We start from the raw sequence: 24,955 nt of genomic DNA, 5'->3' as shown, positions 1-24,955 counted from the left end.
CATGGCTACTACAGGACGTCCGGGACTAGCGGAGCTCAAAGCGGAAGGCTTAGCCGTCGCTGTCGTGTCCACTGAGTGGAACGCAGGCATCGTCGATAAGCTTGTGCAGCGTGCTCGCGAAGCTGGAAAAGTTGCGGGTGTACAGGTCGACGAGTTTAAAGTGGCTGGTGCCCTGGAGCTTCCCGTTGTCGTGCAGGCTGCGGCACAGCGCTATGACGCTGTTGTTGCGCTCGGGTGCGTCATTCGCGGTTCGACCGCGCACTTTGATTATGTGTGTGACTCCGTAACGGAGGGCCTGACCCGCATCGCGCTCGACGAGCAGACCCCTGTGGGCAATGGTGTGCTGACTGTTGACAACGAGCAACAGGCCATCGAACGCGCTGGTGGCGAAGGTGCGATTGAAGATAAGGGCGCCGAAGCGATGCAAGCTGCGATTGGTGCGTGTCTCGAACTCGCTAAGGTACGCACCCGGCCTGTGAAGAACTAATACGAAAGTTTTAGTTTTCAGCGCTGGCGACTAGGATCTTTAACCAGCAACCACTAGTGGAAATGGTGACCTTTAAACGTGGACGAGCAAACAGAAAATAAGAAGGCAACAGAGCGCGAAATCGCGATCATGAACGCCGCGGACCCTTTCGCCGCTACAACCAACAAGCCGTGGGAATTCGAAGTGACTTCCCGCTTCCTGCGCATCGTAGCAATCGTATGGGTCATCATCGTGATGGCAGTGCACCTGTTCATGGGTGCTGTGGTCGATATTGAGTTCACCGGCGCCGCCGTGACTCAGATTGACAAGCTCGCTTACCCAGGTGTGGGTGTGATTATCTCTATCGTGTCGTGGATCGGTTTGACCCGTCCTCGCGTGCGCGCGAATTCCGATGGCGTCGAGGTGCGCAATCTGATCGGCACTCGTTTCTACTCGTGGATCGTCATCTATGGTTTGACCTTCCCACAGGGTTCGCGGATGGCACGCCTCGAGCTACCTGAGTTTGAATACGTTCCACTTTGGGCAATCCAGTCCGCTGACGGCGAAAAGGCACTGCAGGCTGTGCGTGACTTCCGCAAACTGGAAGCCAAGTACATGCCAGAAGACTAAGTATGGCAAACCCGAATACCTACCGCCCGGCCGCAGGAACTATTCCTACGGAACCGGGTGTTTATAAATTCCGCGACGATTCCGGTCGCGTCGTCTACGTTGGCAAGGCCAAAAACCTGCGTTCGCGCCTGTCGAATTATTTCCAGGCGCCCGAGCAGCTGCACCCGCGCACTCGTCAAATGGTGTTTACTGCCTCTCAGGTGGAGTGGACCGTTGTCGCCAGCGAAGTTGAAGCGCTGCAGCTGGAATATACCTGGATCAAGAAGTTTGATCCGTGGTTCAACGTCATGTACCGCGACGACAAAACGTACCCGATGCTGGCTGTCAGCGTCGGCGAGCGTTTCCCGCGTGCCTTCTTTTACCGCGGGCCTCGTCGTAAAGGCGTGCGCTACTTCGGCCCTTACTCGCATGCCTGGGCGGTGCGGGAAACCCTCGATCTGCTCACCCGAGTATTTCCGATGCGCACCTGTTCCAAGGGAGTGTTCAACCGCCACGAGGCGCTGGGACGGCCTTGTCTTTTGGGCTACATCGACAAATGCGCTGCACCGTGTGTCGGGCGTGTCGACGAAGCCGAGCACGACGAGATTGTCAAGGGTTTCATGGGCTTCCTGTCTGGCAACACCGAGCCCGTGACCAAGGCATTGAATAAGCAGATGCTTGAGGCCAGCGAGAATCTCGAGTTTGAAAAGGCAGCCAAGATTCGCGACGACCTCGAAGCCGTGAAGAAGGTCATGGAGCGCCAGACCGTCGTGCTGTCCACCGATACAGATGCGGACATTATTGCCTTTGCCACCGATGAACTGGAAGCAGCAGTGCAGGTGTTCAATGTTCGCGACGGCCGCATCCGCGCCCAGCGGGGATGGGTCGTGGAGAAGACTGGTGATGAACCGGGCAGCATGGAGCGCCGCGACGATGGAGAAGCCGATCCGGCGATCCCACTTCTGATGCAGAACTTCCTCGTGCAGTACTACTCCGACGCCCTGGAGCGCGCCGAGGCAGAAGCCGCCGAGGACAAAAAGTTGGAGAAGCAAAAGATTCGCCGCAGGGGAGTCGACCAGGAATCCCACGAGCCTAAGCGCACCTACAACCCAGTCCCACGGGAGATTTTGGTGCAGGTCATGCCCGAGGAACAGGCCGAGGTCGAAGAACTGCTGTCGCGCCTGCGTGGTTCGCAGGTGTCCATCCGCGTTCCGCAGCGCGGCGACAAGGTGTCACTGATGGATACCGTGCACCGTAACGCCGCCGAGGCGCTGCACCAGCACAAGTTGAAGCGCGTCGGCGACCTTACCGCTCGTTCCCAGGCCCTGCAGGATATCCAGGATGCGCTCGGCCTCGAGGAAGCCCCGCTGCGCATTGAGTGCACCGATATCTCGCATATCCAGGGCACCGACGTTGTGGCCTCCCTCGTTGTGTTCGAGGATGGGCTGCCCAAGAAGAACGATTATCGACGATACCGCGTCAAGGAAGCAGCCGGCGACGGCCATAGCGACGATGTCGCCTCGATCGCCGAGATCACGAGGCGGCGCTTCAAACGCTATAACCGCGACAAGCTAGCCAACCCTGAAGAGGACGACACGATGTTTGCCGAAGAGGCGGAGGGTATCGAGTCCACGAACAATCGTCGTTTTGCCTACCCACCAAATATCTTCATTGTCGACGGAGGAAAACCACAGGTCAACGCGGCACAAGAAGTCTTCGACGAGCTCGGCATTGTCGACGTGACTCTCATTGGCCTGGCCAAGCGTCTTGAAGAAGTATGGGTTCCTGACGACGATGAGCCCGTGATTATGCCCCGCAATTCGCAAGGCATGTACCTGCTGCAGCAAATTCGCGACGAGGCGCACCGCTTTGCCATTTCCTATCACCGCCAGAAACGTTCGAAACGAATGCGGGCCTCGGCACTAGATGGCATCCCGGGGTTGGGACCTACCCGTCGCGCCGATTTGGTGAAGCATTTCGGTAGCGTGAAAAAGATCAAAGAGGCCCCTGTGGATGAGATAGCCGAGGCACCCGGAATTGGTCCGAAGCTTGCGGCGGTTGTGTATGAGCACTTACACCAAAAGCTCGAACAATAGCCCCAAGTCATAGCCAGATTGATTAACATGGGGGCATGGAGAATGACGGCACAGTTGAACGCAACTTCCAGCCCCCAATCATCATCACCGGCATGTCGGGAAGCGGTTTGTCTACCGCGGCAAAGGTTTTCGAAGACAAAGGGTTTTTCGTTCCCCAAAATCTCCCACCACAGCTCATCGTGGACATGGTGAAGCTGGCGACGTCCAAGAATTCCCCGGTGGACAAGATTGCGATTGTGACCGACGTCCGCGCCCGCATGTTTCAAGGATCATTGCTGGGTACCATTACCGACCTCAAGGACTTCGGCTATGAGCCGATCATCCTGTTCTTAGAGGCACGCGACGACGTCCTGATTAAGCGTTTCGATGGCATGCGGCGTACGCACCCACTGCAGGGCGACGATCCGCTGAGTATGGGTATTCAGCGTGAACGGGAATCAATCGCACCTGTGCGCGATCAAGCCGACATCGTTATCGATACAACGAACTTGTCCGTACACGATCTCCGCCGTGCCATTGAGGCCTCCTTCGGTGACGTCGCCGAGAAGAAGCAACACATCACCATCGAATCGTTTGGATTCAAGCATGGTTCACCGCCGGATGCCGATTTCATGTTTGATGTCCGATTCCTTCCGAATCCCTATTGGATTCCCGAGCTCCGCGAATTCCGGGGGACAGATCCACAGGTCTCCGATTACGTGTTGAGCCAGGAAGATGCGACGTCCTTCGTGGACAAGGTGACCGAGTTGATCGGTTCGCTGCTTCCGGGTTATCGCTATCAGGGAAAGAATTTCATCACAATCGGCATAGGTTGTACCGGCGGACATCATCGTTCGGTTGCTATTTCTGAGGAATTGAAACGTAGGCTGAGTCAACGCGGCGATGTAGACGTCAGCGTCCTGCACCGTGATATTTCAAGAAAATAGCCCTCTGGACACATAATAGGGAAGAGGGAAGTAGCTCATGGCGAAAAGAAATTGCTCGGTAGTCAGCCTCGGAGGCGGACACGGTTTGTACCAAACGCTGCTGGCAATGCAGAAATTTACCGATGCCAAGGTCAATGCTGTGGTGACGGTCGCAGACGATGGAGGATCATCCGGTCGCATCCGCAAGGAGCTGGACATTATTCCACCTGGGGATTTGCGGATGGCTCTTGCTGCCTTGACTCCAGAAGACGAGGAGGGCAACTCGAGCAGAGACCTTCTCCAGCACCGCTTTGGCGGGCATGGCGCACTCGCTGGACATGCCCTGGGCAACCTAATTCTGGCGGGGCTGACTGAGCGGAGTTCCGACATGCGTCAGGCTCTGGACACGCTGTCTACCTGGCTACGAGTAAACGGGCGTGTGATGCCGGTGTGCCTCGAGCCGCTTGATTTAGAGGCCGATGTGGGCGGGCTTGACGACGATCCACGTGTCATGCGAACAGTCCGTGGGCAGGTAGCGGTGGCAACGACCCCGGGGGTGGTCAGGCGAGTCCGTCTCCAACCCACACACCCGACGGTGAATCCCGATGTGTTGGAAGCCATCGCTGAGGCAGATGTCATTACTCTTGGCCCCGGATCTTGGTTTTCCTCGGTCATCCCACACGTGCTCGTTCCGGAAATTGTTCAGGCCATTAATGCGAGCAAAGCTATGGTTGTTGTTATTCTCAACTTGTCGCCTGAAGCGGGCGAAACACATGGGTTTACCACGGAACGTCATATTCATGTGCTGTCCCAGCATGCACCGGATCTCCACGTCGACGTATTTCTTGCCGATAATTACATCAGCCCTACTGAAGGGGAGCGAACTCATCTTCGCAGGGCAGCCAATGGGCTAGGCGCAACTATTGCGTACTATGATGTCCACGTGGCAGACGCAGCTGGCGTGAGTTTGAACAAGCACGATCCAGATAAACTTGCTTCGGCTCTGGAGGATTTGTATACACAACGCTAGAGAAAGGCTTGATCATCGTGGCGTTAACCGCGAAGGTGAAAAACGAATTGTTGCAGGTTGGCGCTGGCAATAAGGATGCCCGCCAAGCGGAGGCAACTGCAATGATTCGTTATGCGGGTGGCGTCGAACAAGGTGTTCGTGGTCTTATCATCGCTGCGGATTTCGACGATCGTGCGATTGCAGATCATTGCGCACAGCTTCTAGGTGAGGTGTGTGAGTGCACGGTTGAGGTCACCACGATTGCGCCTGGTGCTTCTCACCGGGAAACCCGGCATGAGATTAAGGTGACGGACGGTGTTGAGGAAGTCATCCGCCGGCTCAAGTTAGTCACGCCTTCTGGTCACCCCGTAGTCGGACTACCAAGACAGGTAATCTCGGGCACGATGAGCGATGTGGAGGCCGCGTGGCGTGGTGCCTTTTTGGCTCGCGGTTCACTTTCCGAGCCAGGGCGCACTGCGACCTTAGAGGTTGTCTGCCCTCGGCAGGAAGCGGCCTTGGCATTGGTTGGTCTCGCGCGACGTATGGGCGTTGCTGCGAAGACTAAAGAGTCTCGCGGGATTGAACGGGTGGTCATCCGCGATGGGGATGCCATCGGCGTTTTGTTAACTCGTATGGGTGCTCAGCGAACACGCGTGGAATGGGACGATAAGCGTCGCAAGCGAATCGTGAAAACCAATGCGAATCGGTTGGCAAACTTCGACGACGCCAATCTGCGGCGGTCGGCGCAGGCCGCTGCGGCTGCAGCCGCGAGAGTCGAGCGTGCGATCGAGATCCTGGGCGATGATGTCCCGGAACACCTTGCTGAAGCCGGACATTTACGCGTGCAGCACCGTCACGCGTCACTTGAGGAGCTTGGTCGTTTGGCCGATCCTCAGATGACTAAGGACGCGGTCGCGGGTCGTATTCGTCGACTTTTGTCGATGGCCGATCGTCGGGCCAGCGAGCTTGGAATTCCCGATACGCATTCTGCAGTTGTGCTTGACGACGAAAAAGACTTGTAGCACTCCACCCCTATCTATGTGACAGAATTCACAGTCGTTTTTGATGACGAGGCATCTAGCGCAAGTACAGGTGTGGGGGTGAAATATCCTAGGTATTACTATTAATTGAGCTGGGAAATTCTCCATAACCCGACATCGCGCAATGTGTGAATGTGACTGTTTTGCACAAATGTGGAAACGATCGGACATTTACTTGAAATTCATGTCCAACTCTTCTGCACGAAGGTAGTTTCACCGCTAAACTGAAAACCGTTGGGCAAACATCGCAGCTAGGAACACATTTTGTCGGTGCTTTGTCCGGATCTCACCCGAACACAGAGGAGTAATTTCAGTGACTACCCGCATTGGCATCAACGGATTTGGCCGCATCGGCCGCAACCTTTTCCGCGCAGTTCTCAAGTACGAAAGCGATCTTGAGATTGTTGCCGTCAACGACCTGACTGATACCAAGACCCTGGCTAATCTGCTCAAGTTTGACTCCATCCTTGGCCGTCTGGGCAAGGAAGTTGAATTCGACGAGGACTCCATCACCGTCGACGGCAAGAAGATTGCTGTTTCCGCAGAGCGCGACCCTAAGGATCTCAAGTGGGGCGAGTATGACGTAGACATCGTCATCGAGTCCACCGGCTTCTTCACCGATGCCAACGCAGCAAAGGCTCACATCGATGCTGGCGCAAAGAAGGTTATCGTCTCCGCTCCAGCGAAGAACGAAGATGCAACTTTCGTGTGGGGCGTGAACCACACCGATTACGATCCTGAGAACCACACCATCATCTCTTCCGCATCGTGCACCACCAACTGCCTGGCTCCAATGGCAAAGGTCCTCAACGATAAGTTCGGCATCGAAGCCGGCCTGATGACCACCATTCACGCATACACCGGTGACCAGCGTATCCACGATGCTCCTCACCGCGACCTGCGTCGTGCCCGCGCAGCGGCTCAGAACATCGTTCCTACTTCCACCGGTGCAGCTAAGGCTGTTGCTCTGGTTCTCCCAGACCTGAAGGGCAAGCTGGACGGTTTCGCAATGCGTGTTCCTGTGATCACCGGTTCCGCAACCGACCTGACCGTGACCCTGAACAAGGAGACCACCGTCGAGGAAGTCAACGCTGCGATGAAGGAAGCTGCTTCGGACCCAGAGTTCGGTAAGGCATTCGCTTACTCCGAGGATCCACTGGTATCCACCGATATCGTGACCGATTCCCACGGCTCCATCTTCGACTCTGGTCTGACCAAGGTCATCAACGGCAACCAGGTCAAGGTTGTTTCCTGGTACGACAACGAGTGGGGCTTCACCTGCCAGATGCTGCGTCTCACCGAGTACGTTGCAGAGCGCCTGTAATTCCGCGCCCCGAGCTGTTGAATACTCGCTACGATTAATTCTGAGTATTGCAGCTTGACATCCGGCGGCCCGGGGTGTGTTTCAAGCACATCGTGGGCCGCTATTTGTTTGCCTATTACCCAAAAGAAATCACAGTATTCCCAAGGAGTTTTCATGACTGTCAAGAACCTACAGGCGCTTCTCGACGAGGGCGTGGACGGACGCCATATCCTGGTCCGTTCTGACTTCAACGTTCCACTGAACGACGCTGGTGAAATTACCGACGCCGGCCGCATCGACGCATCCCTGCCAACCTTGAAGGCACTGCTTGATGGTGGCGCAAAGGTCATCGTTATGGCCCACCTCGGCCGTCCCAAGGGCGAGCCAAACCCAAAGTACTCCCTGAGCCCAGTTGCCGAGGCACTGTCTGAGCGCCTCGGTCAGTATGTCGCTCTTGCCGCAGACGTAACCGGTGAAGATGCGCACGAGCGCGCAAACGGTCTGACCGAAGGTGAGATCCTGCTGCTGGAGAACGTCCGTTTCGATCCTCGTGAAACCTCCAAGGACGAGGCAGAGCGTGGCGAGTTCGCCGATGAGCTCGTCGCACTTGCTGCGGACAACGGTGCTTTCGTTTCCGACGGCTTCGGTGTTGTCCACCGCGCACAGACTTCCGTCTACGACGTAGCAAAGCGTCTGCCTTCCTACGCAGGCACACTCGTCGAGAACGAGGTGAACACCCTGGCACAGGTCAAGGATGCACCTGAATCTCCTTATGTTGTCGTCCTCGGTGGATCCAAGGTCTCCGACAAGCTCGGCGTGATCGAGGCTCTGGCAGGCAAGGCTGACAAGATCGTCATCGGTGGCGGCATGTGCTACACCTTCCTCACCGCACAGGGCTACAACACCCAGAAGTCTCTCCTACAGGAAGAAATGGTTGACACCTGCAAGGACCTGCTCGAGCGCTTCGGCGACAAGATTGTCCTCCCAGTGGACCTAGTCGCTGCTTCCGAGTTCGCTGCTGACGCAGAGCGCCAGGAAGTCGAACTCGACGCTGTGCCAGAGGGCTGGATGTCTCTTGACATCGGCCCGAAGACTGCAGAGAAGTACGCTGAGGTCATCGCTGATTCCAAGACCGTGTTCTGGAACGGCCCAATGGGCGTGTTCGAGTTCGCTAACTTCTCCCAGGGCACCAAGGCAGTTGCTCAGGCGATGATCGATGCAACTGCAAACAATGGCTCTTTCACCGTAGTTGGCGGCGGCGACTCTGCAGCGTCCGTTCGCACCCTCGGCCTGGATGAGGCTGGCTTCTCCCACATCTCCACCGGCGGTGGCGCTTCCCTCGAGTTCCTCGAGGGTAAGGAACTTCCTGGCGTTGCTGTTTTGGATGCCTAAGTCGAAATAATCTCCGCTCCGCTCACGTCTACGAAAGGACCTACACATGGCACGTAAACCACTTATCGCCGGTAACTGGAAGATGAACCATGACCACATGCAGGCAATTGGTTCGGTTCAGAAGCTTGCTTTTGCTCTGCCGAAGGAAGCCTACGAGAAGGTCGATGTCGCACTGACTGTTTCCTTTACCAACCTCCGCTCGATCCAGACACTGGTAGAGGGCGACGATCTGCAGATCACCTATGGTGCTCAAGATATTTCGCAGCATGATTCAGGCGCGTACACCGGTGACGTTTCCGGCGCGATGCTGGCGAAGCTTGGTTGTAGCTGGGCTGTAGTAGGTCACTCGGAGCGCCGCCAGTACCACAACGAATCCGATGAGATTGTCGCAGCCAAGGCTGCGGCTGCTCTCAAGAACGGAATCAGCCCCATTGTGTGTGTCGGCGAACCGCTCGAAATCCGTGAAGCTGGCACCCACGTGGATTACGTTGTCGAGCAGACGCGCAACTCACTTGCTGGCCTGTCCGCGGATGACCTTGCAAAAACCGTGATTGCTTACGAGCCAGTGTGGGCGATCGGCACCGGCAAGGTCGCATCGGCAGCAGATGCGCAGGAAGTCAACGCAGCTATTCGCAGCCTGATCGGTGAGATCGCCAACGACGAAATCGCCGCTGGAATTCGGATTCTTTACGGTGGTTCAGTAAAGACTGACACCATTGGCGAGATCATCGCGCAGCCCGACGTCGACGGCGGGCTGGTTGGCGGCGCGTCCCTCGATGGTCAGGATTTCGCGAAACTCTGCGCTGCAGCAGCAAACGCAGTGAACTAGTTCAGTCACCTTCGGTGCACCATTGCAGCCCCGAGTTTGAGGCGCAGTCGACCTCACTCGGGGCAGTGGTGTCTCTAAAGGGATTCATAAGGTTTCGATACCCGCGATACCGGTTAAATGTCAGAATGCGAAAGGATGACGAATTTAATGGATAACCACGATCACCTGCAAGAGGATATTCGCCATCTAGGTCGGATTCTCGGTGAGATCATTGCTGAGCAAGAGGGTGAAGAAGTTTTCGATCGCGTCGAAGGTGCCCGCCAAGCGGCCTTTGAGATCGCCAAAGGAAACGAAGAGCTTTCTGTCTTGACGGATATGTTCGCTAACGTCCCGCCGGAAGATGCTACGCAGATTATTCGAGCTTTTAGTCACTTCGCTCTGATGGCAAACCTGGCTGAAGACCTTCACGATGCGTGGAAGCGGGAAAAGGATCTTGATGCGGGTAAACCAGCGCCAGACTCCACTTTGGAGGCAACATGGGCAAAATTGGACTCGTCGACTGCATCGACGCAAGAGATCGAAGACATGTTTAGAGATGGACTTGTCTCTCCAGTGTTAACGGCGCATCCGACAGAAACTCGCCGACGCACGGTATTTGACGCTCAGAAACACGTCACGAACCTCATGATGGAGCGCCACCGCATCCTCGACCGGCCTGAGACTGCTCGTACCAAATCGCTCGTTGATGAGATCGACCACAATATCCGCCGGCGGATGACGATCCTCTGGCAAACCGCACTGATTCGTGTCGCTCGCCCGAGAATCGAAGATGAAGTTGAGGTTGGCTTACGCTATTATAAGCTGTCCCTGCTGGAGCAGATTCCCCAGATCAATTTCGATGTCCACAAAACATTGACTGATAAGTACGATACGGGGGCAATCACCACTGCGCTCGTGAGGCCAGGTAGCTGGATCGGGGGCGATCACGATGGAAACCCTTATGTGACGGCAGAAACTCTGGATTATGCCACTCGTCGAGCAGCGGAAGTCGTGTTCAAGCATTACGAATCTCAACTCAATGCGCTCGAACACGAACTGAGTCTTTCAGATCGCATGACTGAGGTCACTGTAGAGCTTGTTAGCCTCGCATCGGCGGGGCACAATAATGTACCGAGCCGAATCGATGAGCCTTATCGGCGCGCCCTGCACGGGATTCGAGGCCGAATTCGAGCAACAGCTGCATCCGTTTTGGGTTCCGAAACTTTTGACGGCACATGGCATGAAGTCTTCGAGCCTTATGGTGGTGTGGAAGAGTTTAAGGCTGAACTTGATATCGTCGATACGTCCTTGCGCGCTTCACATGACACCATCGTGGCAGACGACCGCCTGTCTAGGCTGCGAGCCGCTGTAGCTACCTTTGGCTTTCATCTCTACTCCATAGATTTACGCCAGAATTCCGAAAGTTTTGAAAGCATCGTGGAAGAACTCTTTGCCATGGCGAGAGTGCACGAAAACTACTCAGGCCTCGGAGAAGATGAGAAGATTGGGATCCTGCTGCAAGAGCTGCAGAGCCCGAGGCCCTTGATGCCGAAGGCAAAAGTGACCTTAAGCGAGACAGCCGAGCGTGAAATGCGCCTGCTTGAACAGGCGGCTGAGGCGGTGGAGGCGTTTGGTCCAGAAATGGTGCCGCGTCAGATCATCTCGATGGCAAAGTCTGTTTCGGACATTCTTGAACCGATGGTGCTACTCAAAGAGGTCGGGCTCCTGCAAGTGCACAATGACCATCTTGCAGGTCGCGTGGATATCATTCCATTGTTTGAAACAATTGAAGATCTTGACGCCGGTGCCCAGGTCCTGGCTGCGCTGTGGGATATCCCGATGTATCGCGATTATCTCCGTCAGCGCGGAGACCTGCAGGAAGTTATGTTGGGATACTCGGATTCAAACAAGGACGGCGGTTATTTCGCCGCCAATTGGGCGCTTTACGATGCGGAGACCCGGCTGGTGCAGCTAGGCACGCAGGAAGGCGTGCGGATTCGGTTATTCCACGGACGCGGCGGAACTGTCGGCAGGGGAGGCGGGCCATCGTACGAGGCCATCCTCGCCCAACCCGAAGGAGCCGTGCGGGGATCGGTGCGCATCACCGAGCAAGGCGAGATCATCTCGGCGAAATACGGCAATCCGCAGTCCGCTAGGCGCAATCTTGAGGCGTTGGTGTCAGCCACAATCGAGGCGAGTTTACTTCCAGCCGATCATCTCGACGACCATGACCGCGCATGTGAGGTGATGCGGGAGATTTCGACGTTGAGCAAAAAGAAATACTCCGCGCTTGTGCATGAAGACCCTGGTTTCATCCAGTATTTTACGCAGTCGACTCCTGTCGACGAGATCAGCGAACTCAACATCGGGTCGCGGCCCTCGAGTAGAAAACAAACGCGCGATGTTTCCGATCTCCGCGCCATCCCGTGGGTGCTTGCATGGACTCAATCTCGCGCTGCGATCCCGGGTTGGTTTGGCGTTGGCTCGGCTTTGGCGTGGTGGATCGACGCAGGTCAGGACGAGCAAGAAAAAGCCGCGCGTACCGACGAGCTCAGGATGCTCTACCGTGACTGGCCGTGGTTTAACTCAGTGATGTCGAATATGGCTCAAGTGATGGCCAAGGTGGAGATGCGGCTTGCGAAGCGCTATTCCACTTTGGTGCAGGATGAGGAGATTGCCACGAGAATTTATGACACCATCTCTGATGAATATCAGCTGACATTGGACATGCTCGCTTTGGTCACTCAAAGTGATGAATTGCTTGCCGATAACCCAGACCTCGCACGTTCGGTGCGGTCCCGATTCCCATACCTGCTGCCATTGAATGTGATTCAGTTGGAATTGCTGCGTCGTCACCGCGCTGGAGATCAACGCACGAGCGTGTCTCGAGGTATCCAATTGACCATGAATGGGTTGGCTACTGCGCTAAGGAATTCCGGGTAGCGTCGATGGCCGTAGAACAGGGCATGTGGTGTAAGCTTGTAAAAGTTCACGTTTTATAGGAAAGAGGACCGATCCTTCATGACATTGGCGCTTCAGATTGTCTTGGTTGTCGTCTCCATTTTGATGACCGTCTTCGTGCTGCTGCACAAGGGTAAAGGCGGTGGCCTGTCTAGCCTGTTCGGCGGAGGAATGCAGTCTAACCTCTCGGGCTCGACAGTGGTGGAGAAGAACCTTGACCGTGTGACCATCTTGCTGGCTATTGTCTGGATTGCGTGCATCGTCGGATTGAACTTAATTCAGGCGTACGTGTAGTTCGCTCTTCTGGCCTGACGGCGGGTGAAACCGCCTCGGCTCTCGCGTACGGCCCCTTCCTTCGGGAAGGGGCCGTACGCTTTTTCGTGCTTTGATCCAGCCTCAAGGGTGATATGGATTACAAATAGATGCATTCTATTGAGTGATAGAAACTGCGCTTGTAGAGTTCCTATCGAGCAATAGTTAGAAATGCTCAACGTAATCTACTCAGTCGAAAGGGACACGCATGGACCCCTCAGATCTAGCCTGGATACTGGCAGCGTTTGCGCTGGTCAGTCTAATGTTTCCAGGTCTCTCTTTCCTTTATGGTGGAATGATTGGCGGTCATCAAGTCCTCAACACCTTCATGATGGTGATGGGTTCCTTGGCTGTCACAGCCGTTGTCTATGTGCTCTACGGCCACGGCTTGGTGATGGGAAATTCCCTCGGTGGGCTCGGCATCATCGGTAATCCACTTGAATACGCAGGCTTTCGCTCCGTCATGGAGGACGATGGGGCAGGAGGGATGATGTGGGCAGGATTCTATATCCTTTTCGCAGCGATCTCTCTTGCTCTTGCGGCTTCCGGCGCAATTGGGCGGATGAAGTTCGGCGCTTGGCTCATCTTCGGTGTCCTGTGGCTCACTTTCGTCTACTCGCCGCTGGCTCACTGGGTGTTTGCATTCGACGACGAAGAAGCCGGCATTGTCGGAGGTTGGATGGTCAACGTCCTCGGGTTCCATGACTTCGCAGGAGGCACCGCCATCCATATGAATGCCGGCGCGACTGGATTAGCTCTTGCTTTGGTCCTTGGGCCTCGGCATAACACTTCGATGCGGCCTCACAACTTGCCCCTGACGTTGCTTGGTGCAGGTTTGATCATGGTTGGCTGGTTCGGGTTCAACGGCGGGACAGCAGGGGGTGCCAACTTCCTTGCAAGCTATGTGGTTGTGACCTCTTTGCTCGCCGCTGCCGGTGGCATGCTTGGCTTCGTAGTGGTGGAGAGGATCCGGTACGGACATTCCACCCTCCTTGGCCTGGCAACAGGCATCATCGCGGGACTGGTTGCCGTTACTCCAGCCGCCGATGCAGTCAGTCCGATCGGCGCTTTGTTAACCGGCTTCCTCGGAGCAGCGGTTGCAGCGTGGGCCATCACCTGGAAGCGCAAGCATCGTATCGACGACACCGTGGACGTGTTCGCGGTGCACGGAATGGCGGGAATCGCGGGTGTCTTTTACGTGATGCTTTTAGGCGACGCGTCGGCACCAGCAGGAATCGCTGGGGTCCTGCGGGGCGGAGATGCGTCGCTGCTGTGGAGGGAGCCACTCGCAGTACTGGTCACCATTGTCTATGCCTTTACGGTGACGTGGATAATCGCGACCTTGATGAAAAAGACAATGGGTATCCGCATCGAACCCAACGCTGAAGATAGCGGAATTGATCGTTCCGAACACGCTGAGTCTGCCTATCAACTCAGTCCAAATGGGCAAGAGTTTGCTAGTCGAAAGAACCCTGAACACTCCATACCTGCAGAATTTCCCGACGGTACCTCACCGCGTGAAGAGCATACTCCTGAGAATCGAAAGGCCTGACGCATGACCACCGCAAAAATTCCCTCAACAGCAATCGACTTTCTCTTTCTCAACGAAGAAGACATGTATGCAGCAGGAGTTACCGATATCGCCCAGTGCGTCGATGTCATGGAAGAAACTCTGGTCCTGCTTGCACAAGGCGACTATAAAATGGCCGGACTTGATTCCAACTCTCACGGTGCCATGATTACCTTTCCGGAAGAACCCCAGTTCGCGGGAATGCCAAAGGACGGCCCCGATCGCCGTTTTATGGCCATGCCGGCCTATCTGGGCGGCCGCTTCAACAACACGGGAGTGAAGTGGTACGGCTCGAACGCAGAGAATCGCATGGCCGGACTTCCTCGCTCGATTCACACCTTTGTGCTCAATGACACGGTCACTGGTGCTCCGAAATCCATTATGTCGGCGAATCTGCTGTCGGCCTACCGAACGGGCGCGGTGCCAGGTGTCGGAGTGAAACTATTTGCCCGAGAAAGCGCCACAACACTTGCGGTGATTGGCCCCGGGGTCATGGGAAGGACCACAACTGAAGCTTGTCTTGCTCTGAGACCAGGCATCACAACCATCAAAATCAAGGGGCGAAGTGAACGCGGTGTCACAAAGTTTGCTACCTGGGCACTGGAAAAATTTCCAGAAGTGGAGGTCATCGCTGTTGACTCGGTGGAAGAGGCGACCAAAGACGCAGACATCGTCGTCGCGGCGACCACCACGGATGCTGCCGGCTCCGAAGCATTCCCCTTTTTCAAAAAGTCATGGATCAAACCTGGCGCGACACTACTCTTGCCTGCTGCGGCTCGCTTTGACGACGATTTCTTGCAAGGGGAAGTACGACTCGTTGTGGATTACATGGGTCTCTATGATGCGTGGGCCGAGGAGTACGGCACAAATGCATACCAGTTGCTCGGCATCCCAGGAACGCATTGGCATGACATGGTTCGATCCGGAGAGCTGGAGCGAGACAAGATTCAACAGATCGGCGACATTTGCAGTGGGAACGTTCAGGGGAGGAACGACGATTCAGAGATTTTCCTCTACTCCGTGGGAGGAATGCCAGTGGAAGATGTGGCTTGGGCCACACAAATCTATGAGAATGCCCTAGACAAGGGAATTGGGACATCACTAAACTTGTGGGAATCACCACGGTTGGCGTAACACAACACACTAACTAGGAGAGCATGAGCATCATGAACTTGAGGAAGAAAATCGCCGTCATCGGGCTCGGATCAACCGGTTCAATGGCATTGTGGCAGCTCAGTCGAACGCCTGGCGTTGACGCGATCGGGATTGAGCAGTTCGGAATCGGACACGGTTATGGTGCCTACACCGGGGAATCCAGACTGTTCCGCACCGCTTACCATGAAGGAGCAACCTACGTACCGTTGCTACAACGGTCGAAGGAACTGTGGACCGAGCTCGGGGCTCTATCGGGTCGAATCCTCCTTCACAATTTTGGGGTGTTGTCCACCGGACGTGAGCAGGAGCCAGCTTTCCAACGTCTCATCGAGTCGGTCCAGCAATATGACCTTCCGCACGAGCGCCTGAATGCTGAACAGATGCGAACGCGGTATCCCGCAATGGATTTTCAAGACGATGAAGCAGGCGTGTTGGATCTCCAAGGCGGGGCTCTGCGCCCCGAAAGCTCAGTGCTCAGTGCAATCGAGCTTGCCACCCGAAATGGTGCGCAGGTTTATGAGCACCACAAGATCTTAGGCATTACCCATAATCACGACCAGGTAGTGATCCATTCACCGGAAGGCGATCTTGAGGTAGACAAGGTGATTGTCACCTGTGGTGCGTGGAGCAATGAGTTGGTGCCTGAGATTGCCGAACTCATTGAAGTCCGCCGACTACTTCTCACGTGGTTCCAGCCAGAAAACCTTGCGGATTTCCAGCCCAAACGCATGCCATGCTTCATCCGCGACAGGGATGACTTCCATATCTTCGGTGCTCCGTGCGTCGATGGATATAGCGTGAAAATCGCGGGGCTTGATCTGTGGGGAGTTCCCGTTGATCCCCATATAGAAGACGAAGATCCGCGAGTGAACCGTGACGCAGTGTCCGAATTCGGAAGAAAAGTCCATGAGCTATTCCCAGGAGTACGACCCGAACCGAACCGGTATAGCGTGCACTACGACACGTACACCGCGAGCAAGGCGCCGATCATTGACGCAGTTGGCAACGTGGTGGTGCTGACTGGCGGATCCGGTCACGGATTCAAGCTTGCCCCGGCCTACGGCGAGCTAGCGGTCAAGCTAGCTACTCAAGCTGCTAACCCGCTGTATAGCGAAGAGTTCTCCATCGCTAAGCACACACCGATCCACGCCACAATGATGGGCTAGGTGGAAGAATTCCAAGCTCTCAATCAACAAGGGCCTTGCGACGTTTTCGTCGCAAGGCCCTTGTTGATTGTACTGTGATTGTGCGGATTTAGATCTGAGTGGCGGCGCTTTCAGAAACAAACAAGATAGTCTCCTGAACACCGTGGGCACCAGCCGCGGGCCATTCCGCGGAGTCGGCGCCGTGCGCTACGCGCCCAGCTGCCTCCGCCTTATCCTCACCATTGACCAGAAGCCATACCCGCTGAGCACGAGAAACAGCAGGAAGAGTCAAAGTGGAGCGTTCGGATGGTGGCTTCGGAGAATCCGTCACCGCAACAACGAGGCGCTCGTTTTCGGCAACAGCTGAGGAGTGAGGGAACAAAGAATTAATATGGCCCTCGTAGCCCATGCCCAGCAGATGGATGTCGAAGCCCTGCGGGGCCTTTTCGACGATTAACTGCTCGTAGTCAGCCGACGCCTGCTCAAGATCAGCAGTTCCTAGACCATAGCCAAAGATGTGCTCGTCAGGGATTTCTACATGATCAAACAGCGCTGCACGCGCTTGGCCTTCGTTGGAATCTGGATGGGAGACTGCCACGTTGCGCTCGTCGCCGAAGAAGATGTAGATCTGCGACCAATTCACACCGTTGACGGTAGCCAACTTTTCCAACAAACCGATTCCAGCCGTGCCACCGGTAACTACGACTCGCGCGATGCCGTCGCCGCCCACGCCACCAGCGGAATCAGCCTGGATCGCCGAAACAGTATCGACGAACCGCGTGGCGGCCTCGTCGATAAGTGAAACAAGATCGGGGACCTTGGAAACCGTAACCATAAAATGCTCCTGTACTGAATTAATGGACGTGAGCTAACCCTTTAAGGGCACGCTCGTATGCTACGTCGGGGTCGAGGTGGCGCAGCTCCTCAGCGAGACACTCCGCATCTGTGCGAATATTCGTGGCGACCAAGGAGTCAGGCTGGTTCGGAAGCTCCAGACACATGGTCTGCTCGTCCTTGACGCGCACGATCACAGGTCCGGAAGCGCGGTGCAAGACCACCGAACGGATCGAAAATAGAGTCTTCTTATCTTCCTCGCCGGGAGCGAAACTTTTCCGCTGCACATTGATTTTCAGCCTTTCGGCCAACCAACCGGCAGCGATATCCACGCTCGGGTTGTCCGCAGGTCCGAGAATTTCCGCTGCTTCGATCTCTTCATGCGGGTGGCGATCAATCGCCGAAGCGACGATGCCACGCCACGGCGTGATCCGTGACCAAATCATGTCCGAATCGCCAGGAGTGTAACCATTGGACAGACGCAGGAGAGCGTTGCCGGATACACTGTAGCGCGCGTTTGTGATGCGACGTTGCGCGATCTTGCCAATCGGGTGCTCGCTCGGGTGCGAAGGCGCAGTGGTAGGCCACCACGCCACAATCGGAGTATCAGGCAACAACAGGGGAGTCACAACGGAAGCCAACTGCTCCGTGAGCTCACCATACAAACGCAACACGACGATTTCGGAAGCGCCCGCGTCAGCGGCGAGGATAGCCTCAGCATCCATCGATGTCTCCCGCTTCTTCGATCCCGAAACCAAAAATAGCACGCGGGAAGGGTGCTCGTGTGACGCGTCGCGGACGACGTCGAGGAGAGTATCCACGTCGTCCTCCTCGCGGGCAACTACGATCAATGTAAGAACGCGTCCGGTTGCCAGAGAGTAGTTTTCCTGGGCTTGCAGCAGAGTCTTAGAGATCTGTGAAGTGCTGGTATTGGGTAGAGAAATAATCATTCAGTGGTGTCCTTTCAACCTCACGTCGCCCTAAGGGCGACGCCAGACCCTTCCGTCTTTTGCAAGCATGTCATCGGCTGACTGCGGCCCCCACGTACCTGCTTCGTATTCATCGGGGCGTCCATTGCTGTGCCAATGTTCGATGATCGGATCCAGGATTTCCCAGCTCCGCTCCACCTCGGCGTTCGTGGGGAAGAGGCTGGTGTCTTCCAACAAAGCGTCGAGGATCAAGCGCTCGTAAGCCTCGGGGGATTCCTCGGTAAACGCTTCCGAATAGGAGAAGTCCATGTTTACGTCGCGTACTTCCATGGTGGAACCCGGGACTTTGGATCCAAAGCGCATCAAGACACCCTCATCCGGCTGGATGCGGATGACTACAGCATTGTTGCCCAGCGAGCCTGTTTGACCTTCGTCGAAAGGCTGGTACGGGGCCTCCTTGAAAACGAGTGCAATCTCGGTCACACGTCGGCCTAATCTCTTACCCGTGCGCAGGTAGAATGGCACTCCAGCCCAACGGCGAGAATTGATCTTCAGCGTACAGGCAGCGAAAGTCTCGGTCGTGGAATTGGGGTCGAAGCCCTCTTCATCACGCAGGCCTGGGACCTTCTTCGAGCCTTGCCAGCCAGCGGTGTACTGGCCGCGGGCTGTGGTCTTGCTTAACGGCTCCACCGGGGTGGTTGCACGAAGCACCTTGAGTTTCTCCGCGCGAAGGGAGCGAGGCGAGAAGTTCAGAGGCTCTTCCATGGCCACGAGCGCGAGCAGCTGGATGAGGTGGTTTTGGATCACATCACGGGCCGCACCAATCCCGTCATAATAACCAGCGCGACCACCAAGGCCGATGTCTTCGGCCATGGTGATTTGTACGTGGTCGATATTGTTTGCATTCCACAACGGCTCGAACAGCTGATTGGAAAAACGCAGCGCGAGAATATTCTGCACGGTTTCTTTACCCAAGTAATGGTCAATGCGGTAGACCGAGGACTCAGGGAAAACACGATTGACAATGGCGTTCAGCTCGTGTGCCGATTCGAGGTTATCTCCAAAAGGCTTCTCAATGATCACGCGGCGCCAAGAGTTCTCCGGTGCCTCGGCTAGGCCAGTGCGCTCAAGCTGGTTGACTACGTCGGCAAAGTTTGAAGGCGGGATGGACAAGTAATACGCCCAGTTTCCGCCCGTTCCGCGGAACTCATCAGCTTCTGCCAAGGTGGCGGCTAACTTGTCGAAAGAGGCATCGTCGTTAAATGCTCCGGTGACAAACTGCATGCCCTCGGAGAGTCGCTGCCACACGTGCTCTTGGAAGCGCGTGCGTGCGCCCGCTTCGACAGCATCTCTGACGTAGGCTTCGAAATCTTGCTTCGACCATTCACGACGACCAAAACCGACCAAGGTAAAACCTGCGGGTAAAAGTCCACGGTTCGCCAGATCGTAGATAGCTGGGAGTAGCTTCTTGTGCGCTAGATCGCCGGTGACGCCGAAAATAACCATGCCCGAAGGACCAGCAATGCGTGGCAGACGTTTATCTAGCGGGTCGCGTAAAGGATTAACCCAAGTGTTGCTATTTTCGGCCATTAAAAACCTTTCGGATTCAAAACATTAAATGTTTGTTAAGTACGAACGCCCGGGACCATTAACAAGGAGGTTGGTTCCCGGGCTTCGGCTCTACAACGGTGTACTAACGAGTATCGGCTTGGCTTACTTCAGGCGAGTTGCCATGGAGTTAAGCAGTTCCTGCCACGCGTCGACGAACTTCTCTACGCCTTCGCGCTCGAGAACTGCTACGACATCAGCGAGGTCAATGCCCACAGCCTCGAGCTGGTCGAAGACTTGTTGTGCCTCGTCGCTGGTACCGGTGAGGGTATCTCCACGGAGACCGTCACCTGCGAGGGCCGCGTCGATGGTCTTTTCTGGCATGGTATTGACTGTGTTCGGGCCGGCCAGCTCGACGACGTACATGTCTTCTGGGTACTCAGGGTTCTTCACGCCCGTGGAAGCCCAGAGGGGGCGCTGCTTGTGCGCACCGGTGGGTAGCTCTCCAGCGAACTCGTTAAGGAAGACCTGGTAGGCGAGGCGCGCGTTCGCGATGCCTGCCTTGCCCTTAAGTGCTTTTGCAGCGTCGGTGCCGATGACGTCGAGGCGCTTGTCAACTTCGCTGTCCATGCGGGACACGAAGAAGGACGCCACGGAACGAATCTTGGAAACATCTACGCCAGCCTCGTAAGCACGGTTAATGCCTTCCTTGTACGCGGCAATGACCTGCTTGTAGCGCTCAACGGAGAAGATCAGAGTGACGTTTACCGAAATGCCCTCGGCAAGTGCATCCGAGAAAGCAGGGAGGGACTCGTCAGTGGCTGGGATCTTGATCATCACGTTTTCGCGATCGACCTTATTCCATAGTTCACGGGCCTGCGCGATAGTGGCAGCGTGATCGTCCGAGATCCGAGGATCAACCTCGATGGAGACGCGACCGTCTTCACCATTGGTGGACTTGTATACGTCAGCGAAGATGTCGCAGGCGTCCTGCACGTCTTGAATCGACATCGCGTACACGGCGTCATCGACCGCAGCGCCCTGCTCCTTTAGCTCGGCGATCTGAGAGTCATAGGAATCGCCCTTAGACATTGCAGAAGCGAAAATGGCTGGGTTAGTGGTCACGCCGACGATGGACTTGGAAGCCTTAACTTCTTCCAGGTTCCCTGACGTGATGCGTTCACGAGAAAGATCATCCAACCAAGTAGAAGTGCCCAAGCTTGCTAGATCATCGATATGAGTCATGTAAAGCTCCCTTTCAAAGGATGTGCGAATAATTAGTTGTCAGATGTGGTGTGAGTGTTAACTTTGTTCAGCGACTTCTGCGCTGCTTCGTACACCGCGTCGGCGGTGAATCCGAAACGCTCGAAGAGCTCAGCGCCCGGTGCGGATGCACCGAAGTGCTCAATGGAAACGTTCTCGCCGAAGCTACCGGTAAAGCGATGCCATGGCATCGAAACGCCGGCTTCGACGGAAACGCGCGCGCCGACTGTAGGAGGAAGAACCTCGTCAATGTAGGACTGATCCTGCTCGAGGAACCAATCCATGGAAGGGACGGAGACGACGCGGGTTGCTACGCCCTCGGACTCGAGCTTCTTTGCTGCCTCGACGGCGTACTGTACCTCGGAGCCGGAGCCCAGCAGGATGACGTCTGGGGTTTCCTTGGAGGACTCGACCAAAACGTAGGCGCCGCGCTTGAGACCCTCGCGCGCCTTCTCCTTGGTGCCCTCCAGAACTGGAATGTTCTGGCGGGTCAGTGCGAGTGCCTTTGGCTGAGCCTTGCCTTCGAGGGCAGCAGCCCAAGCCGCGGTGGTCTCGTTTGCATCAGCTGGGCGGATCACTGCCAGGTCCGGGATGGCACGCAGTGCTGCGAGAGTCTCAACTGGTTGGTGGGTTGGGCCGTCTTCGCCGAGACCGATGGAGTCGTGGGTGAAGACATAGTAGTTGTCGACCCCGGAAAGAGCGCCCACGCGGATAGCAGGGTAGAGGTACTCCGAGAAGATCAGGAAGGTTCCGCCGTAAATACGGGTTGGGCCGTGCAACGCAATGCCGTTCATGATTGCGCCCATGGCGTGCTCGCGGATGCCGAAGTGCAGGTTGCGACCATAAGGCTCGGCGGTGAAGGCGTTGGTGGAGATGGACTCTGGGCCGAAGGAAGGCTCGCCCTTGATGATAGTGTTGTTGGAACCTGCCAGGTCGGCGGAGCCACCCCACAGTTCAGGAAGAGTCTTGCCCAGTGCCTGCAGCACGCCTTCGGATGCCTTACGAGTAGCAACACCCTTGGCGTCTGGCTCCCAGGTTGGCAGCTCTGCGTCCCAGTTCTCAGGAAGCTCGCGTGCCGAGAGACGATCGAAGAGAGCCTTGTTTTCTGGGTTCTGCTCAGCCCATGCGTCAAACTTCTTCTGCCACTCAGCGTGCTTTTCAGCGCCGCGGTCGCGCAGGCTGCGGGAATGAGTGATGACTTCGTCTTCGACTGGGAAGTTGACCTCTGGATCGAAGTCCAGCTCCTTCTTCACAGCAGCTACTTCTTCATCACCAAGAGCGGCACCGTGAGCAGCACCAGTGTTCATCAAGGTTGGTGCAGGGTAACCGATGACCGTCTTGACACGGATGATGGTTGGGCGCGCGGTGTCAGCCTTAGCTTCTTCCACAGCATCGAGGAGCGCGACGACATCTTCGCCGGATTCCACCTCAAGAGTCTGCCAGCCATATGCCTCATAACGCTTCATCACATCTTCGGTAAACGCGATCTGGGTGTCATCCTCGATGGAGATGCGGTTGTCATCCCAGAACAGGATGAGGTTGCCGAGCTGCTGGGTAGCAGCGAGGGAAGAAGCCTCAGAGGTAACGCCTTCCTGGAGGCAGCCATCGCCAGCGATGACGTAAATGTGATGATCAAATGGAGACTCGCCTGCAGGAGCTGCAGGGTCAAACAGGCCACGTTCACGACGAGCAGCCATGGCCATGCCTACGGCAGAAGCCAGGCCTTGTCCGAGAGGGCCGGTGGTGATTTCGACGTGATCGGTGTGGTTGTACTCAGGGTGTCCAGGGGTCTTTGCGCCCCACGTACGCAACGCCTTGAGATCTTCGATTTCGAGCCCGAAGCCACCGAGGTAGAGCTGAACGTACTGGGTGAGCGATGCGTGACCGTTGGAAAGGACGAAGCGGTCGCGGCCGACCCAGTTCTTATCGTTAGGGTCTACGTTCATCACGCGCTGGTACAACGTGTAGGCCAACGGCGCCAGGGACATCGCAGTACCAGGGTGACCAGAGCCGCAGTTCTGAACAGCATCCGCGGCCAACACGCGAGCAGTGTCGATGGCACGGGTATCGTTCTCGGACCAATCATCAGGGTAACGACGAACGGTCATGGCCTGAAGTTCAGGGGACAGAGTCACAAAAGCCTCACTTAGTCAGTTTATTCGAGTATCCAAAGCGCCATTATCGCAAAGAATGAGCTACAAAGAGTGATTTTGGACACGACAACGAAGAATCGAAGCTGCGAAAAATCACGTCTAGTGCTTATCGTAATGCTTTCCCACCCAGAATTGGTAGTATCTGGCGTGGGAATTTAGATACGCCTCTTGCCTCCAAATTACCAGCTTGGATCGACGCGGGTTCTTCGTCGTCAAGCGAACGCGAAAATGGCGTGTGATTGGTCTGTCAGTCCCGACTACGGGTAGCATTGGCCGGTGGATAAAAAGGTCCGGGAACTTTGTCGAGACCACATCCGACTAGATACCTAGACGAATCCGCTATCAGCGGTACGAGCGTCGCATGTTTGTGGCGTGAAAGAGTATGAGGAGTAATTCTTGGAGACGATCAAGGCCTATTTTGCGCTGACGAAGCCTAGGGTCATCGAACTCCTCCTGGTGGCAGCCATTCCCGCGATGCTGCAAGCAAACCGCGGTGGGCTGGATTGGTCAGAGGTATGGCTCATTTTGGCTGTTCTTGTTGGCGGTTGGATGGGCGCTGCTGCGGCGAACACATTCAATATGGTCGCCGACTATGACATTGATCAGAAGATGGGGCGAACCCGTGCACGGCCACTTGTGCGGGAAAAGGTCACCAAGAAGAGCGCATCAGTGTTCGCATGGGTGCTGCTCATTGCCAGTGTGCTCTGGCTCGGATTTATCTGTAACTCCTGGCTGGCCTCATTCTTTATTATTCTGACCAACTTCTTCTACATCTTCGTGTACACGAAGTGGCTGAAGCGTCGGACCTGGCAAAACGTCATTTGGGGCGGCGCTGCAGGCTGTATGCCAGTCTTGGTTGGCTGGGCTGCCATCCGCGACAACGTCAACGACGGAACTCCTGATCAGTGGTGGCAAGCAATTGTCATGTTTATGATCATCTTCTTCTGGACGCCACCTCATACCTGGGCGCTGGCTATGAAGTACCGCGATGACTACGCGAAGGCAGAAGTGCCAATGCTGCCTGTGATTGCTTCGCCAGTTGAGACGACGAAGCAGATCCTGATCTACTCGTGGTTGACCGTCATCACGTCCTTCCTGCTCATTCCTGCAACCTCGTGGATCTACCTCGTCGTCTCGATCGCTTCAGGTGTCGTCTTCCTGGTGATGGCAACTCGTCTGCACAACGGTGTGAAAGCCGGCGAGAACGTCAAGCCGCTCAAGCTCTTCATTTTGTCGAACAATTACCTAGCGGTGCTGTTCATCGGCCTGTCGATCGATGCCGTGCTCGGTTGGTCCACGCTGTCCGAGATGCTCGGCTGGAACCTCACCTTGTTCTAGGTTTTAGGCTCTAGTGTTTGTGCCTGTACTCTGCAGATAAATAGAAAAAGCGCGCCCTGCGATGTCATCATCGCGGGGCGCGCTCCTTTTGGCTGCTTTACGGTGCCGAGAGCAACAGG

20 protein-coding genes are annotated in these 24,955 nt (G+C 55.8%); 15 read left to right on the top strand and 5 right to left on the bottom strand.

The window, feature by feature from the left end:
• Position 1 precedes the first annotated feature (1 nt).
• From ribH to solA, 14 genes are all read left to right on the top strand, one after another.
• On the top strand, positions 2-487 hold the full coding sequence (ribH, locus tag A37O_RS0100740) for a 6,7-dimethyl-8-ribityllumazine synthase (protein ID WP_018295577.1): 486 nt from the start codon (positions 2-4) through the stop codon (positions 485-487).
• 78 nt (positions 488-565) lie between these two features.
• A complete protein-coding gene (locus A37O_RS0100735) occupies positions 566-1,096 on the top strand; it encodes a PH domain-containing protein (RefSeq protein ID WP_018295576.1) in 531 nt (176 codons plus the stop codon).
• A gap of 2 nt (positions 1,097-1,098) precedes the next feature.
• Complete coding sequence (uvrC, locus tag A37O_RS0100730; RefSeq protein ID WP_018295575.1) at positions 1,099-3,171, top strand: excinuclease ABC subunit UvrC; 2,073 nt, start codon at positions 1,099-1,101, stop codon at positions 3,169-3,171.
• 35 nt (positions 3,172-3,206) lie between these two features.
• Positions 3,207-4,097, top strand: a complete 891-nt coding sequence (gene rapZ / locus A37O_RS0100725; protein WP_018295574.1) for an RNase adapter RapZ — start codon at positions 3,207-3,209, stop codon at positions 4,095-4,097.
• Between the two features lie 37 nt (positions 4,098-4,134).
• Positions 4,135-5,106 carry a gluconeogenesis factor YvcK family protein gene (locus A37O_RS0100720; RefSeq protein ID WP_018295573.1) on the top strand — a complete coding sequence of 324 codons (972 nt, stop codon included), beginning with the start codon at positions 4,135-4,137 and terminating at the stop codon, positions 5,104-5,106.
• A gap of 17 nt (positions 5,107-5,123) precedes the next feature.
• Complete coding sequence (gene whiA, locus A37O_RS0100715) at positions 5,124-6,107, top strand: DNA-binding protein WhiA (RefSeq protein WP_033377629.1); 984 nt, start codon at positions 5,124-5,126, stop codon at positions 6,105-6,107.
• 331 nt (positions 6,108-6,438) lie between these two features.
• Positions 6,439-7,449: a type I glyceraldehyde-3-phosphate dehydrogenase gene (gene gap / locus A37O_RS0100710; protein ID WP_018295571.1), complete on the top strand. Its 1,011-nt coding sequence runs from the start codon at positions 6,439-6,441 to the stop codon at positions 7,447-7,449.
• A gap of 153 nt (positions 7,450-7,602) precedes the next feature.
• Positions 7,603-8,820, top strand: coding sequence for a phosphoglycerate kinase (locus tag A37O_RS0100705; RefSeq protein ID WP_018295570.1), 1,218 nt, complete (start codon positions 7,603-7,605; stop codon positions 8,818-8,820).
• 46 nt (positions 8,821-8,866) lie between these two features.
• Positions 8,867-9,649: a triose-phosphate isomerase gene (gene tpiA, locus A37O_RS0100700; protein WP_018295569.1), complete on the top strand. Its 783-nt coding sequence runs from the start codon at positions 8,867-8,869 to the stop codon at positions 9,647-9,649.
• Positions 9,650-9,796: 147 nt separating this feature from the next.
• Complete coding sequence (gene ppc / locus A37O_RS0100695) at positions 9,797-12,571, top strand: phosphoenolpyruvate carboxylase (RefSeq protein ID WP_018295568.1); 2,775 nt, start codon at positions 9,797-9,799, stop codon at positions 12,569-12,571.
• 78 nt (positions 12,572-12,649) lie between these two features.
• Entirely contained in the window at positions 12,650-12,883 is a 234-nt protein-coding gene (gene secG, locus A37O_RS0100690; RefSeq protein WP_018295567.1) for a preprotein translocase subunit SecG, read from the top strand.
• 226 nt (positions 12,884-13,109) lie between these two features.
• Complete coding sequence (locus A37O_RS0100685) at positions 13,110-14,453, top strand: ammonium transporter (protein ID WP_026196014.1); 1,344 nt, start codon at positions 13,110-13,112, stop codon at positions 14,451-14,453.
• Positions 14,454-14,456: 3 nt separating this feature from the next.
• Positions 14,457-15,605 carry an ornithine cyclodeaminase family protein gene (locus tag A37O_RS0100680; RefSeq protein WP_018295565.1) on the top strand — a complete coding sequence of 383 codons (1,149 nt, stop codon included), beginning with the start codon at positions 14,457-14,459 and terminating at the stop codon, positions 15,603-15,605.
• 23 nt (positions 15,606-15,628) lie between these two features.
• Positions 15,629-16,792 carry an N-methyl-L-tryptophan oxidase gene (gene solA, locus A37O_RS0100675; RefSeq protein ID WP_018295564.1) on the top strand — a complete coding sequence of 388 codons (1,164 nt, stop codon included), beginning with the start codon at positions 15,629-15,631 and terminating at the stop codon, positions 16,790-16,792.
• A gap of 88 nt (positions 16,793-16,880) precedes the next feature.
• On the opposite strand, the gene pgl is transcribed toward solA, so the two are convergent.
• The 5 genes from pgl to tkt all read right to left on the bottom strand — a co-directional run bounded on the left by pgl (position 16,881) and on the right by tkt (position 23,453).
• A complete protein-coding gene (gene pgl, locus A37O_RS0100670; RefSeq protein ID WP_018295563.1) occupies positions 16,881-17,606 on the bottom strand; it encodes a 6-phosphogluconolactonase in 726 nt (241 codons plus the stop codon).
• 19 nt (positions 17,607-17,625) lie between these two features.
• A complete protein-coding gene (locus tag A37O_RS0100665; RefSeq protein WP_018295562.1) occupies positions 17,626-18,555 on the bottom strand; it encodes a glucose-6-phosphate dehydrogenase assembly protein OpcA in 930 nt (309 codons plus the stop codon).
• Between the two features lie 30 nt (positions 18,556-18,585).
• Positions 18,586-20,124, bottom strand: coding sequence for a glucose-6-phosphate dehydrogenase (gene zwf / locus A37O_RS0100660; RefSeq protein WP_018295561.1), 1,539 nt, complete (start codon positions 20,122-20,124; stop codon positions 18,586-18,588).
• A gap of 123 nt (positions 20,125-20,247) precedes the next feature.
• Entirely contained in the window at positions 20,248-21,327 is a 1,080-nt protein-coding gene (gene tal / locus A37O_RS0100655) for a transaldolase (RefSeq protein ID WP_018295560.1), read from the bottom strand.
• A gap of 32 nt (positions 21,328-21,359) precedes the next feature.
• Positions 21,360-23,453: a transketolase gene (gene tkt / locus A37O_RS0100650; RefSeq protein WP_018295559.1), complete on the bottom strand. Its 2,094-nt coding sequence runs from the start codon at positions 23,451-23,453 to the stop codon at positions 21,360-21,362.
• Between the two features lie 441 nt (positions 23,454-23,894).
• Here tkt and A37O_RS0100645 point away from each other — a divergent pair, with 441 nt between their 5' ends.
• On the top strand, positions 23,895-24,836 hold the full coding sequence (locus A37O_RS0100645) for a heme o synthase (RefSeq protein WP_018295558.1): 942 nt from the start codon (positions 23,895-23,897) through the stop codon (positions 24,834-24,836).
• Positions 24,837-24,955: the final 119 nt, after the last annotated feature.

Source organism: Corynebacterium lubricantis DSM 45231, assembly GCF_000379425.1.
Lineage (GTDB): Bacteria > Actinomycetota > Actinomycetes > Mycobacteriales > Mycobacteriaceae > Corynebacterium > Corynebacterium lubricantis.
The sequence above is the reverse complement of the archived record's forward strand: the minus strand, read 5'-3'. Positions and strand labels throughout refer to the sequence as shown.